The sequence below is a fragment of the Ramlibacter sp. P4_H7 genome (assembly GCF_056400765.1).
This window is the reverse complement of sequence record NZ_JBFUKP010000004.1, coordinates 240,871-254,526: the sequence shown is the minus strand read 5'-3', so window position 1 is coordinate 254,526 and position 13,656 is coordinate 240,871. Positions and strand designations below refer to the sequence as shown.

Genomic DNA, 13,656 nt, shown 5'->3' with positions numbered 1-13,656 from the left:
GAATTGTGACCGCAGGCAGCCGGCCCGCGTCCCATGGCTTTCCCTCAGCCTGCAGACGCGCGCAGCTTGAAGCGCTGGATCTTGCCGGTCGCCGTCTTCGGCAGTTCGGGCAGGAAGGCGATCCAGCGCGGGTACTTGTAGGGCGCGAGCTTGCTCTTCACGTGGCCCTGCAGGTCCTCCGCCGTGGCGTGCTGGCCCGACTTGAGCACGACATAGGCCTTGGGCTTGACCAGGCCGTCCTGGTCCGCGACGCCGATCACCGCCGCCTCGAGCACGGCCGCATGCGTCATCAGGCAGGCCTCCACCTCGAAGGGGGACACGTAGATGCCGCCGACCTTGAGCATGTCGTCGCTGCGTCCGCCATAGGTGTAGTAGCCGTCGGCGTCGCGGGTGTACTTGTCGCCGCTTCGCGTCCATTCGCCGGCGAAGGTGTTCTTGGTCTTGGCGCGGTTGTTCCAGTACATGATCGCGGCGCTCGGCCCGCTGATCTGCAGTTCGCCGATTTCTCCAGGGCCGCACTCGCGGCCGTCGTCGCCGATGATGCGCAGCTGGTACCCGGGCACCGGCTGGCCGGTGGTGCCGTAGCGCACCTTGCCGGGGCGGTTGGACATGAAGATGTGGAGCATCTCGGTGGAGCCGATGCCGTCCAGGATCTCGCAGCCATAGTCGGCGGTCCAGCGCTGGCCGATCTCCGCCGGCAGCGCTTCGCCGGCGCTGGCGCACACGCGCAGCGCGATCTCGCTCTTCTTCGGCCGGTTCGCGTCGGCCAGCAGCGCCGCGTACAGCGTGGGCACGCCGTAGAAGATCGACGGCTTGTACTCCTTCAGGATGCGGAACACGTCGGCCGGCGCGGGGCGCGAGGGCAGCAGCACCGTGGTGGCGCCCACGCTGAGGGGGAAGGTGAGGGCGTTGCCCAGGCCGTAGGCGAAGAACAGCTTGGCCGCCGAGTACACGATGTCGTCCTCGCGGATGCCCAGGATCGCGCGGCCATAGAGTTCCGCGGTCTGCACCAGGTGGCTGTGCAGGTGCACCGTGCCCTTGGGCGTGCCGGTGGAACCGCTGGAATAGAGCCAGAAGCAGATGTCGTCGCTGCAGGTGCCCGCGATCTCCGCGTCCGGCTGGCCGGAAGCGATGAGGTGGGCGACCGAGCGCTCGCCTTCATCGCCGGCGACGAACAGGTGCTGCAGCGTGGAGATCTGGCCGACCAGGGGCTCGAAGGTCGGCAACAGCGGCTTGGAGACGAACAAGGCTTGCGCGCGCGAGTCGCGCAGCATGAAATCGAAGTCCTTCGTGGTGAGCAGCGTGTTCGCCGCGATGGGCACCACCCCGGCCAGGATGCAGCCCAGGAACACCACCGGCCACTCCAGCGTGTCGAGCATCGCCAGCATCACGCGGGTCTCGGGGGCGAACCCCTGCTGGCGCAGCGCATGGGCGAAGCGGTGGGCATGTTCCTCCAGTTGCCCGAAGGTCAGTCGCGTTCCGCTTGAAGCATCGATGTAGGCGACCTTGCCGGAGCGCGAGGCATTGCGCCGCAGCAGGTCGTGCGCCGCGTTGTAGTCGCGCGGGATCTCGACGCGGGGCGGGCTGGCGCTGTGGTCGGCGTGGCTCAGGTGCATGGCTTGTGTCTCTCGCTCTTTTCGCATTTCCTTCGTAGGCTGTGGGTGAGCGCGAAGCCGAACCCCAGCGCTTCGCGCATCGCTGGGGTTCCCGACGTCACCCCAGCCTACGACTCTGCTTCACCCCTACGAAGAGGGCTCACGCCGCGCTCTTTTCCTTCTGCATCGCCGGGATCGCTTCCTTCTCCAGCCATTCGCGGCACCAGGCGGTGCCCACTTCCTCGGGCATGGTCCCCGCGCTCGCGTCGTGGCACCACACCTCGCCGATGCGCTGGGCGCCCAGCCCCTGCAGGCGTTCGTCGAACTTCTTGCCGCCGAAGCAGAAGGTCTGCGCATAGGTGCGGTCGCCCAGGGCGATCACGCCGTAGCGCACGTGGCCCAGGAACTTGGGCTGGGTGTCCAGCGAGTCGTAGAGCGCCCGCGCGTTGTCCGGCACGTCGCCGGAGCCGTAGGTGGAGCTGCAAATGAGATAGAGCGCCTCTTCGTCGAACACGGAGATGTCCTGGCCGTCCATCATCACGATCTCGATCGTGTCCACCAGATCTTCGCAGTCCATCTGGATCGCCTGCGCCACGTAGTCGGCCGTGCTGGTCATGGTGCCGACGAGGATCTTGAGCTTCATGGGAGTCCGATCACATGCAGTAAACTGCTTGACAGTGGATTTAGACGCAGTATACTGCAATATTGATCCAGCGCAAGATTCCTGTCGAAAAACGCCGATGCAGCCCATGACCGAACCCGATTTTCGCGCCACGCTCGCCGACCTTGGCGCCCGGGTGCGCGCCTGGCGGGCGCGCCGGGGCATGACCCGCAAGCAGCTGGCTGCCGATTCCGGTCTGTCCGAACGCTTCCTGGCCGACGTCGAAACCGGCAAGGGCAACGTCTCCATCAATTCGCTGGAAGCCGCCGCCGACGCGCTGAACATCACGATCCTGGACCTGCTGCAGGACGCGCCGCGTCCGGCGCTGGCGCGCCTGCACGGGCTGCTCGCGCGGCTCGACGACGCCCAGCTGGACCAGGCCTACGCCCTGCTGGGCGCCTCCTTCGGCAACGCCCAGGCCCAGGGGCGGGAGCAACGCATCGCCCTGGTGGGCCTGCGCGGCGCCGGCAAGACCACGCTCGGCGCGCAGCTGGCGGCGGCGCGGGGCGTGCCCTTCGTCGAACTGGACCGCGAGATCGAGCGCGAGGCCGGCACCAGCATGAACGAGATCCTGCTGCTGCACGGGCAGGCGGGCTACCGCCGCTACGAGCGCCGCGCGCTGCTGCGCATCGCCGAAGAGCATGCCGACGGGGTGGTGATGACCACGGGCGGCAGCATCGTCAGCGAGCGCGACACCTTCGACCTGCTGCAAAGCCACTTCTATTGCGTGTGGGTGAAGGCCAGCCCGGAAGAGCACATGAGCCGCGTGGTCGCCCAGGGCGACATGCGGCCCTTCAACGCCGGCGACGCGGCGGGGATGCCGCGCGGCGCCATGAGCGGCGCGCTGGAGGACATCCGCCGCATCCTCGCCAGCCGCGAGGCCCTCTATGCGCGCTCCGATGCGGTGGTCGACACCGCTGCGCGCAGCGTCAAGCAGTCCTTGAAAGACCTGGAGCGGGCCGTGCCCGCACCCCAGTCCCTAGCCCTGGAGACACGATGAATGCCATGACCGAACCCCTGCTGTTCAAGCAGGTGCTGGACGGGGTCGAGCGCGAGCTGGTGAGCTTTTCCACGCACCCCTCGCGCTACCGCCACTGGAGCCTGGACGTCGCGGGCGACGTCGCCCACCTGAAGCTGGACATCGACGAGGACGGGGGCATCAAGCCGGGCTACAAGCTCAAGCTCAACTCCTACGACCTGGGCGTCGACATCGAGCTGCACGACGCGCTCAACCGCATCCGCTTCGAGCACCCCGGCGTCAAGGTGGTGGTGTTCGAGAGCGGCAAGGACCGCATCTGGTGTTCCGGCGCCAACATCTACATGCTGGGCCTGTCCACGCATGCGTGGAAGGTGAACTTCTGCAAGTTCACCAACGAGACCCGCAATGGCCTGGAGGATTCCTCGCGCCATGAAGGGCTGAAGTCGATCGCTGCCGTCACGGGCGCCTGCGCCGGCGGCGGCTACGAACTGGCCCTGGCCTGCGACCGCATCGTGATGGTGGACGACCGCTCCTCCACCGTGAGCCTGCCGGAAGTGCCGCTGCTGGGCGTGCTGCCCGGCACCGGCGGCCTCACGCGCGTGACGGACAAGCGCAAGGTGCGTCGCGACCTGGCGGACATCTTCTGCACCACCAGCGAAGGCGTGCGGGCCGACCGCGCCAAGGACTGGAAACTGGTCGACGAGCATGCCAAGCCGCAGGCCTTCGGCGCGCTGGTGGACAAGGAGGTGGCCGTGCTGCGTGGCCAGTCCACCCGCAACGGCCCGGAGCAGGGCATCGAGCTGACGCCGCTGGACCCAAGGATCGACGGGCAGGGCTACCACTACGGCCTGGTGGACGTGCAGATCGATCGTGCGGCCCGCGTCGCCAGGATCACGGTGCAGGCACCGGCCGCCGCCATCGCGTCCACGCCCGAGACGATCGGCGCCGCCGGCGTGAGCTGGTGGCCGCTGCAGCTGGCCCGCGAGCTGGACGACGCCATCCTGAACCTGCGCGCCAACGAACTGGAGATCGGCACCTGGGTGATCCAGACCCGTGGCGATGCCAACCTGGTGATGCGCGCCGATGCCGTGCTGGAGGAGCTGAAAGACCACTGGCTGGTGCGCGAGACCACCGGCCTGCTGCGCCGAGCGCTGGCCCGGCTCGACGTCACGAGCCGCTCCCTGATCGCGCTGGTGGACCAGGGCTCGGCGTTCGCCGGCACGCTGTACGAGCTGGCCCTGGCCTGCGACCGCGTCTACATGCTGGACCTGGCCGACGCACCCGACGCCGCGCCCGCGCTTCGCCTGAACGCCGCCAACTTCGGCCGCTATCCGGAGGTCAACGGCCTTACGCGCCTGCAGACCCGTTTTTGCGAGGACGCGCAGACCATCGCGCAGCTGCAGGGCCTGCAGGACAGCCCGCTGCGCGCCGACCAGGCGCTGGGGCTGGGCCTGGTCACGCTGACCCCCGACGACATCGACTGGGACGACGAGATCCGCCTGATGCTGGAGGAGCGGGCCTCGCTGTCGCCCGATGCGCTGACCGGCATGGAAGCCTCGCTGCGATTCCCCGGCAAGGAAACGATGGAGACCCGCGTGTTCGGCCGGCTTTCGGCCTGGCAGAACTGGATCTTCATCCGGCCGAATGCAGTGGGCGAGGACGGCGCTCTGAAGCTGTTCGGCAGCGGCAAGAAGCCGAAGTTCGATTGGAAGCGCGTCTGACGACGCATCGCTGGGGTTCGCCTGCGGGCTCACCCCAGCCTACGGGCACCCGAATTTTTAGGCTGGCGGTGTGCGCGAAGCCGAACCCCAGCAAGTGACACGAGGAACACCATGAGCACGATCGACCTGCAGGCCAAGATTCCCAACAACGTCAACCTCGCGGACAACCGCCAGCTGCAGCGCGCGCTGGAGCACTGGCAGCCCGCCTTCCTCCGCTGGTGGGACGAGATGGGCCCCAGCGACTTCAAGGCCAACGACGTCTACCTGCGCACCGCCGTCGGTGTCGACGCTTCCGGCTGGGCGCAGTACGGCTACACGCCGATGCCGGACTACCGCTGGGGCATCTTCCTGGCGGACCGGCAGGAGAACCGCAAGATCGGCTTCGGCGACTTCATGGGCCAGGACGCCTGGCAGGAGGTGCCCGGCGAATTCCGCTCCGCGTTCCGGCGCCTGATCGTCACGCAGGGCGACACCGAGCCGGCGTCGGTGGAACAGCAGCGCCTGCTGGGCCACACCGCGCCGTCGCTCTACGACCTGCGCAACCTGTTCCAGGTGAACGTGGAGGAGGGCCGCCACCTCTGGGCGATGGTCTACCTGCTGCACGCCTACTTCGGCCGCGACGGCCGCGAGGAGGCCGAGGAGCTGCTGGAGCGCCATTCCGGCGACGCCGACAAGCCGCGCATCCTGGGCACCTTCAACGAGCCCATGGACAACTGGCTGTCCTTCTTCATGTTCACCTACTTCACGGACCGCGACGGCAAGTTCCAGCTGAAGTCCTTCGCCGAAAGCGCGTTCGATCCGCTGGCGCGCACCTGCCAGTTCATGCTGACCGAAGAGGCTCACCACATGTTCGTGGGCGAGACCGGCGTCGGCCGCGTCATCAAGCGCACGCTGGAAGTGATGAAGGAGCTGGACACGGACGATGCGAAGAAGATCCGCAACGCCGGCGCCATCGACCTGCCGACCATCCAGAAGTTCATGAACTTCTGGTTCACCAGCTCGCTGGACCTGTTCGGCTCGGAGTCCTCCTCCAACGCCGCCAACTACTTCAGCAACGGCCTGAAGGGCCGGCCCGACGAGGCGAAGTTCGCCGACCACGTGGAGTCGGACACCTCCATGACCATCCACGTGCCGGACGGCCGGGGCGGCGTGAAGGACGAATCGATCCTGGTGCGCAACGGCATCAACGAGATCACGCGTCTGGAGTACGCCAAGGACTGCAACGTCGGCGTGACGCGCTGGAACATGCTGGTGAAGAAGAACGGCGTGCCGTTCGAGTTCAAGCTGCCGTCCACGCGCTTTCGCCGCAGCGTGGGCGCGTGGGCGGGCCTGCACACCGATCCCCAGGGCAACGCGATCACCGCCGCCGAATTCGAGGCGAGGAAGACCGAGTGGCTGCCGACCGAGGAGGACATCCGCTTCGTCAAGAGCCTGATGCAGCGCGTGACCGAGCCCGGCAAGATGGCCGCGTGGATCGCGCCGCCGGACCGCGGCATCAATGCGCAGCCGGTCGCGTACGAGTACGTGAAGCTTTGATCAGGGCTTGACCGGCACGGCCGGAACGTCCTGCGTGGGCCCGTCTTCCTCCGCGGAAGGCGGGCCCATGTCACGCATGCGCCCCTTGAGGTCTTCTTCCGATTCCTTCTGCGCCGGAACGGTGGCCGCGGGTCCGTCGAGCTGGTGGACCAGCGCGGGAAATGCGAACACCGCGCCGCCGACCAGCAGCTGCACGGCAAGGTAAGGCGCCACCGCGCGCAGCAGCGCGCCACGCGGCAGCACGGGCGATCCGGCCGCCGAACGTGCCATCAGCACCGCGTAGCCCAGCGGCGGAAGCAGGAAGCCGGCTTGCAGCACGAGGAGCAACAGCACCGCGGCCTGCTGCGCGTCGCCCAGCTGCAGCACCAGCACCGGCGCCACCACCGGGACGATCACGAAGATCAGCTCGAAGGCATCCAGGATCCAGGCGCAGGCCGCGACCAGGGCCAGCAGCAGCAGCGGGGACGCATGCGCGGCGAGGGCGGCCTGGGCGAGCCACGGGCCCGTGCCGAACAGGCTGAACACCAGGCTGAAAGTGGTCGCGCCCACCAGCAGGGCGAACAGCGCGCCGCTGAGCGCCAGCGTGTCCTCGAGCACGGCCCGCCAACCTGCCCCATCCAGCGCACGGGACGCGGCGGCCAGCAGCGCAAGCACGCACCCACCGGTGGCCGCGGCCTCGACGGCGAGCAACCGGCCGGTGAAGACGCCTGCCAGCAGCGCGAGCACGCCCAGGATCGCGGAGCCGCCCAGCAGGAGCTCCCGGCGCGCCAGCGGCGGGATGTCCTGCCGTTGCTGCGAGCGTCCCTGCCGCCATGCCACCGCGCCCCACACCAGCAGCACGGCGATGGCGGGCAGCAGGGCCGCATGCAGCACGTCCTGCGTGTTGACGATGCGTTGCCCCGCGAAGGCGGCGGCAGCCAGGTTGCTCGCCTCCGTGTGGGCGCGCAGCATCGCGTCGCCCAGCAGCAGCAGCACCAGCGAGGGCGGCACCACGACGCCGATGGTGGCCGCCGAAGCGACCAGCGCGAGTGCGCGAGCCGGTGGCATGCCGGCCAGCCGCGGCGCGACCAGGCGCGAGAGCAGCGCCGAACTGGACGCCACCGATCCGTTCATGGGCGCCACCAGCGCACCGGTGCCGAGCGCCGCCAATGCCGCTCCGGCGCCGGTGCCACGGAGCGCGCGCGCGAGGCAGCGAAACAGGGCATCGGCCACCGGCAGGCGCTGCAGCAGCACCCCGATGAACACGTACAGCGGCATCGCCTGCAGCAGGTCGTGTTCCAGCAGGTTCACCGTGCGCGGGTAGAGCGATCCCAGCACGCTGGAGTCGAAGAGGTTGGAGAGGACACCGAGCCCCGCGGAGGCGCTGGCCACACCGACCAGGAGCACCCACACGGGCAGCCCCGTGCTCGCGATCAGGACCGCGAGCACCGCCAGCATCCAGAGGCCCGCGCTAGGCATCCGCGCTTTCGCCGCGCACCGCGGCAGCCAGCGCATGCAGCAGGACCAGCAGCACCATCAGCCAGGCTGCGGCCTTCACCAGGAAGTAGCCGGGGTTGAGCGTCTCTGGGAAGCGTTCCATGCTGCGCACGGCCGCCCAGATCGGGCGGCTGGTGGACCCCAGCATGAACAGGCACCAGGGCAGCAGGCAGGCAGCGATGAGGACGGGCCGAAGCCGCGGCCAGCGCGGGGTGCCGGCCACCAAGTGGCTGCCGGTGCGGCTCGCGTGGGTCACGCCGAAAGCCATCGCCAGCGCGAACAGGACTTGCGCCGCATCGTTCGCCTCGCGCGAGCCGGCCTGCACCAGGTCGCGCAGCGGCCATTGCGCCCAGAGCAGGACGGTCAAGGGCAGCAACAGGAGGGCGGCGGCGCGGAAGAGCTGGCGGACCATGGCGCAGTGTAGAGGGCGGGCGCCTGGAGGCGTGGTGAGCTTCTGCCCAAGCCCGCCGGACGCGCAGGAGGTCACGCCCATGGCCGCGTAGAATGCGCCGGTCGGAGCGTAGCGCAGTCTGGTAGCGCATCTGGTTTGGGACCAGAGGGTCGTAGGTTCGAATCCTATCGCTCCGACCACGATTTCCTGGGAGGCCGGGGCCCCGCCGTTCATGGCGATGGCACGTTCGGCCTGGCCTGGGTGGCGAGCCTGCGGAGACCCATGTCGCAACCAACGACAACGCGATCCATCGCCATGTCGGCGGCGCCGGCCGCTCCGGCACGGTCGTGCCAGGGAGTGGCGGCGACGTTCAGGCTCGAAGCAGCCCGGCGACCCGATCGCGAAAGCGCCAGCATCACCCGCCATGGGATGGGACTCGACGCCGCGGTGTCTGCCTGAACATGGGACGCGCCACGCTGTTCGAAGAGCACGCCTCGGTGCTGCCGCACTGGGTGGGCAACGGCCTGCGCGACGCGACCGTGGTCTGCCTGGACGCGCAGCTCGACCTGCGCTACATCGCTCCGGACCGCATCGCGCGGCTGCAGGCCTGCCGCACGCCGGCGGAGATGCGCAAGCTGGAGAGTCCGCACCCGCTGAGCCCCTGCCGCGACTTCTGCCATGGCATCGAGGACTTCCTCTATGCCGCGGCGCAGCTGGGCATCGTGCGGCGGCTGGTGTGGGTGGCGCCCCCGCACGCGCTGGTGGACCTGGCCGCCACGCTGCGTGCCATGCGCCAGATGGAGGGCGTGACCCCGGAGCAACTCGATTCGATGCGGCGCGTGCCCGGCGGCTGGATCGAAGGTCAGCTGCTCGGCCTGGAGATCGCGGTGGTGGAGTGGCAGCAACTTGCCGACCTGCCGCTGGATGGGCCGATCGCGGTCGACATCGACGCCGGCTATTTCGTCCGCATGCCGCAGGCCCGCGTCTGGGCGCGGCCGCGCGTGATCATCACCGCCCTGCAGGAGCGGTTGGGCCGTGGGCTGGAACTGACGATTTCGCGCTCGGTCGGCAGCGGCTTCATGCCCCTGCGCTACCGTTTCCTGGCGCTCCACCTCGCGACGCTGTGGGCCGGGCACCAGGAGGAAGCGCGGCACTGGCAGCGACTGCTGGAGCTGCAGACGCAGCCGATGGCGCAGGAGGAGCGCATTGCCGGCCTGCGGGCGCTGCGCTCCCTGCGGCCCGCTTGCGCGGCCACCAGCCACGCCTTGGCGCAGGTGGTCACCGGCGGCGACGAGCGCGAGCTGTTGCGCGAGAAGGCCGCGCTGCTCGACCCGCATTACGCCGACGACGTGGTGCGCCGCATCGGCGCCCTGTGGGCCCGCGACCACGGCCTGGACCTGGCGACCGTCGTGCGACTGCACGGCGAACTCGCCGCGGCGGAGGACCTGTCGGAGCGCATGGGGACCGCCTGGGTGGCGCTGGGCCTGATGTATGCGGAGTTCGGCCGCAGCGCGGACGCCATCGCCTGCGACGCGCGTTCCCGGCGCCGCGGCGACGAAGGCCATCCGGACCTGGCGCTGGAGATCGGCCGCCTGGAGATGGGCGCCGGCCGGACCGAAGCCGCGCTGCCGTGGCTGGAACGGGCCGCCGTCGATGACGAGACGCGGGTCGCCGCCTGGCTCCACCTGTCCGTGTGCGCCTCGCGCCGGGGCGCGCTGCAGGAGGCGTGCAACTGGGCCCGGGCGGCCACCGAGGCCGCGCCTGCGTGGCCCGAGCCCGTGAGCTGGCTGCAAGGGCTGAAGGGAAAGCCGGGGTACGATGACGCCTCGTCTGCCGGTAGCTCATCTGGATAGAGCAGCTGCCTTCTAAGCAGCAGGTAGGGGGTTCGAGTCCCTCCCGGCAGGCCACCTGAGCCCTCCGCGACTCCCTCCAGGCTCCATCGGGGTTGAAGCGCGACGATGGATGTCGAAGCGGCCCGATTTCCAATCTGCGTGGCCCGTACGCGAGGCCGCAAGAACTCAGCCGGTCGAGTTCCGGTCGAGCGGCACGGAAAATTTCGCGAGCGTGCCTAGGAGCTCTTTCAACTCTGCCAGCGTCATGTCGCCGCGAACCGTCTTCAGGAGAGCGTCGTAGGGCTCCATCCCGGCTTGGGCCGTATGCGCAAGGTACTCGGCGATGAACAGCCCGGCCGTCGCTAGCGTCAGTTGCATCTGCACGGCCTTCTTTCTCTCTTCCGGCAGCGCTGCTGCTCCATCAGCGAGCCAGGTGAGAACGTCCAGTGCGTCACGGAGTCTGCGCGAGTTCACGGGAGACAATTTCCACCAAGTCTGGAGGTTTGAGTGGGTTTACGAGGCTGCTTTGCTGGACGGGTGCCGGTCACTCAAGCGGACAACAGCCGGGGCTGCTCAGAGAGGACGGCCTGCAAATGGGTCCTCCCCGTGACGCCCAGCTTTGCGTAGATCTCGGTGAGATGGTTGCGCAGGGTGTGCTCGCTCATGTGAAGCATGTCAGCAACCACCTTGCCCGGTGCGCTCGGGTTGGCTGCAATGATCTCGACGACCTTAAGCTGCTTGCGCGTGAGTGCTTCGGCGGGGCTGGGGACGGTTGCGCGAGTACCGGTGTTCTGAACCGGAGCTTCGGCTGGAGGCTGAGGCCGCCACGACCGCGCTCCCGCCGTGTCCATGATGGCGCGGAGAAAGCTTCCCGGGGATTGGTGGGTATCCACCCAGGTCTGGGCGGCGCCCTGGGGTTGCGTTTCGCCCCCCGATGCCAGAGCAAGGATCTTGACCCGCGCTCGCTCGTACAACGCGCTGATGTCCTCGGGTGAGCAATCATTGCCGTCGACGACGACGAGGTCGGGGTACTGGCTCTCGATCTCGTCCGCGGCGTCCAGCAACGAGCAGGCAGAGCCGGACAGCTCGATTTGCGGCGCTGCCGAAAGCAGCCGTTCCAGGCCCCAGCGCAGCAGCGCCGGTGCGACCAGGAACACGCGAATGGGTGATGCTTCTCTCATGCGGTTCTCCCGTAACAGCTAGAAACAAGAGTAAATATGAAACAAGAAGAAACAGCTATCGCCCATTGGGATGATGAAGGGGTCGGGGATGAGGTCGGGCGGAGAAAAGCGGAACTATTGCACGGAGAGGCCGCGACCCGTGTTCACCGCTTTCTTAAGCAGTGCCCGGAGCACCCCGACCCGGATTCACCGGCTTCACCCGAAGCAGTTCGCCCAACTCGGGCCAGATCATTTCGCCGCGCACGGTCTTGAGCAGCGCGTCATAAGGTTCCGCATTCGCGTCCTGCGCGTGGTGAAGGTATTCGGCGAGATAGAGGCCGGTGATCACGAGGGTGACCTGCATCCTGAGTGCCTGCGCCTTCTCTTCGGGTAGGTCGCCGGCGCGGTCGCCCTGCCAGGACAGGACGTTCAGTGCATCACTGATCCTGCGGCTGTCCATTCATTTCTTGCCAGGTTGTGCGCCGCTCTGCGTGATCTGGACCTCCACGCGGCGGTTTCGCGCGCGACCTTCCTCGGTGGCGTTGTCCGCGATGGGTTGCGTCTTGCCCCGGCCTTCCGTGCGAATGCGCGCCGCATCCATGCCCCGGCCAATCAGGTAAGCGCGCACGGAGTCCGCACGTCGCAAGGAGAGCCGCTCGTTGTAGAGATCCGGACCCACCGAGTCGGTGTGTCCGATGACCAGCACCAGTTCGACATTCGCTGCCTTGATGCGGTCGTAGAGATCGTCGATGGCGCGACGACCCTCCGCCTTCAGCTCGAACTGGTCGAAGTCGAACAGTGCGTCCGCGGAAAGGTTGACGCGAGCGGGTGGCGCAGGGGTCCGTACCACCACGGGTGGGGGCGGCGGCACGATGACTTCCGCCTTGATCTTTTCAAGGGTGTCGATCGAGATCGCCTCCAGCGGGCAGATGTCAGCCGGGTTCAGGCTGCCTCGGTCCTGGCCAGCGGCCACGGCATCGGGCATGTCGGGTCGCGAAACCTCGAGCGACCGCAGTAGCTTGCCCATGGTGGCCAGGGCTCGGGCCTGCGCCGTGACCTGGTCGTAGTGCGCCTTGTAGAAAGCCCGTTCGGCCTCGAAGAACTCGTTCTGGCTGTCCAGCAGATCCAGCAGCGTGCGTTGGCCGAGGTTGTATTGCTGGCGATAGACCACGTGCGTTCTCTCGGCGGCGAGGCGGTGCCGATCCAGTCTGGTGAGCTGCTCCGTCAGCGCGCGGACATCGCTGTACGCGATGGACAGGGTCTGGCGCGTGTCCCGGCACACCTTCTCCAGCTGATCCCGCGCTTCGAGGTGGCGATTGATGGCCTGCCGTTCGCGCGCCACATCGGAGCCGCCGCGAAAGAGGTTGTAGGTGAGAACGACTTCGACGCCGTCGACGCGCGTGCGGCCGACCGGAGGCTGCACCACCGTCTGGTTCCGGTCGCCGCCCGCGAAGGCGCGTACGTCCACTCGCGGCAGGTAGGCCGCCTTGGAGGACTCGATCGCACGTTGAAAGGACCGCATGTTCTCGTACGCGGCATTCAGGGCGGGATTGGCGGCGAGGCCCTCGTTGAGTGCCGCCACCCCGTAGCTGGGAACGGCGCCGATCTGGACCCGCGGCGGCAGGTAGGGAAGCTGCTCGGGTGGACGGGTTCCCACGATGCGCAAGTAGCGCGCGCTGACGTCGTGGAGGTTGCTGAGCTCCGTCAGGAGGTTGGACTCTGCAAGCGCGAGCCGTCCGGCCGCCTGTTCTGCATCGACGCCGCGGCCGACTCCGGAGTTCACGCGTTCCTGCACGAGATCCGCCGTCTGCTTGTGCACCACGTAGTTCCGCTTTGCGCTTTCCACGAGCTCGCGGTAGCGCACCACGTCTGCGTACGCCCGCACCGCCTCGAGGGCGGCATTTTCGGAGGCGTCCAGCAGTTCGTAATACCGCGTCAGCTTGGCGTATCCGAGCCGCTGGACTTCGTTGATCGTGAAGAGACCGTCGAACAGGGTTTGGGTGAGCGACAGCTGCGCGCCGTTCGTGCTGTAGCTGCCGTTGTCGACCAGGGGGGAGCGACGGTCTTCACGGCCTGCGCTCGCGCTCACGTCCACGCGCGGGAAATAGCCGCCGCGTGCAACGTTCCTTTCCTGATCCGCGGCCAGGAATGCGTGCCAGCGGGCCTGGACCTCGGGGTTCGTGGTGACGGCCTGCCGCGCCGCCTGCACCAGGGGAAATGGCAGCTGTTGTGCCTGGGCTTCCGCAACTGCCATGGCGAGCAATGCCGCGGCCAGGAAAGTGATCTTGCCGTTCATAGAGTGCTC

12 protein-coding genes and 2 tRNA genes are annotated in these 13,656 nt (G+C 68.1%); 6 read left to right on the top strand and 8 right to left on the bottom strand.

Annotation, left to right across the window (positions count from 1 at the left end):
- Nucleotides 1–44: 44 nt before the first annotated feature.
- Together AC1DSA_RS08150 and AC1DSA_RS08145 are read right to left on the bottom strand one after the other, a co-directional pair.
- Nucleotides 45–1,616, bottom strand: coding sequence for a benzoate-CoA ligase family protein (locus tag AC1DSA_RS08150; protein ID WP_477887872.1), 1,572 nt, complete (start codon nt 1,614–1,616; stop codon nt 45–47).
- A 139-nt stretch (nt 1,617–1,755) separates the two neighbouring features.
- The gene (locus AC1DSA_RS08145) at nt 1,756–2,238 is read right to left on the bottom strand and encodes a flavodoxin domain-containing protein (RefSeq protein WP_477887870.1); all 483 of its coding nucleotides are present in this window, start codon (nt 2,236–2,238) and stop codon (nt 1,756–1,758) included.
- 97 nt (nt 2,239–2,335) lie between these two features.
- Between AC1DSA_RS08145 and AC1DSA_RS08140 the strand changes: the two genes are divergently transcribed.
- The 3 genes from AC1DSA_RS08140 (at nt 2,336) to boxB (ending at nt 6,492) form a co-directional block, all read left to right on the top strand.
- On the top strand, nt 2,336–3,256 hold the full coding sequence (locus AC1DSA_RS08140; RefSeq protein ID WP_477887868.1) for a helix-turn-helix transcriptional regulator: 921 nt from the start codon (nt 2,336–2,338) through the stop codon (nt 3,254–3,256).
- Between the two features lie 5 nt (nt 3,257–3,261).
- Nucleotides 3,262–4,956, top strand: a complete 1,695-nt coding sequence (boxC, locus tag AC1DSA_RS08135) for a 2,3-epoxybenzoyl-CoA dihydrolase (protein ID WP_477887866.1) — start codon at nt 3,262–3,264, stop codon at nt 4,954–4,956.
- Nucleotides 4,957–5,067: 111 nt separating this feature from the next.
- A complete protein-coding gene (gene boxB / locus AC1DSA_RS08130; RefSeq protein WP_477887864.1) occupies nt 5,068–6,492 on the top strand; it encodes a benzoyl-CoA 2,3-epoxidase subunit BoxB in 1,425 nt (474 codons plus the stop codon).
- Here boxB and AC1DSA_RS08125 read toward each other — a convergent pair whose 3' ends face one another.
- Nucleotides 6,493–7,950: a TRAP transporter large permease subunit gene (locus AC1DSA_RS08125; protein ID WP_477887862.1), complete on the bottom strand. Its 1,458-nt coding sequence runs from the start codon at nt 7,948–7,950 to the stop codon at nt 6,493–6,495.
- Entirely contained in the window at nt 7,943–8,380 is a 438-nt protein-coding gene (locus AC1DSA_RS08120) for a C4-dicarboxylate ABC transporter substrate-binding protein (protein ID WP_477887860.1), read from the bottom strand. The genes AC1DSA_RS08125 and AC1DSA_RS08120 overlap by 8 nt, the downstream gene beginning before the upstream one ends.
- A gap of 102 nt (nt 8,381–8,482) precedes the next feature.
- Here AC1DSA_RS08120 and AC1DSA_RS08115 point away from each other — a divergent pair.
- The 3 genes from AC1DSA_RS08115 to AC1DSA_RS08105 all read left to right on the top strand — a co-directional run bounded on the left by AC1DSA_RS08115 (nt 8,483) and on the right by AC1DSA_RS08105 (nt 10,266).
- Nucleotides 8,483–8,559 (top strand) — tRNA-Pro (locus AC1DSA_RS08115).
- 261 nt (nt 8,560–8,820) lie between these two features.
- Complete coding sequence (locus tag AC1DSA_RS08110) at nt 8,821–10,212, top strand: hypothetical protein (protein ID WP_477887858.1); 1,392 nt, start codon at nt 8,821–8,823, stop codon at nt 10,210–10,212.
- A tRNA-Arg gene (locus tag AC1DSA_RS08105) sits at nt 10,190–10,266 on the top strand. The genes AC1DSA_RS08110 and AC1DSA_RS08105 overlap by 23 nt, the downstream gene beginning before the upstream one ends.
- Nucleotides 10,267–10,377: 111 nt before the next feature.
- Here the strand turns inward: AC1DSA_RS08105 and AC1DSA_RS08100 are convergent.
- From AC1DSA_RS08100 to AC1DSA_RS08085, 4 genes are all read right to left on the bottom strand, one after another.
- Nucleotides 10,378–10,665, bottom strand: coding sequence for a hypothetical protein (locus AC1DSA_RS08100; protein WP_477887856.1), 288 nt, complete (start codon nt 10,663–10,665; stop codon nt 10,378–10,380).
- 74 nt (nt 10,666–10,739) lie between these two features.
- Nucleotides 10,740–11,372, bottom strand: coding sequence for a response regulator transcription factor (locus AC1DSA_RS08095; protein WP_477887854.1), 633 nt, complete (start codon nt 11,370–11,372; stop codon nt 10,740–10,742).
- A gap of 154 nt (nt 11,373–11,526) precedes the next feature.
- The gene (locus AC1DSA_RS08090; protein WP_477887853.1) at nt 11,527–11,811 is read right to left on the bottom strand and encodes a hypothetical protein; all 285 of its coding nucleotides are present in this window, start codon (nt 11,809–11,811) and stop codon (nt 11,527–11,529) included.
- Nucleotides 11,812–13,647, bottom strand: coding sequence for a TolC family outer membrane protein (locus tag AC1DSA_RS08085; protein WP_477887851.1), 1,836 nt, complete (start codon nt 13,645–13,647; stop codon nt 11,812–11,814).
- Nucleotides 13,648–13,656 lie beyond the last annotated feature (9 nt).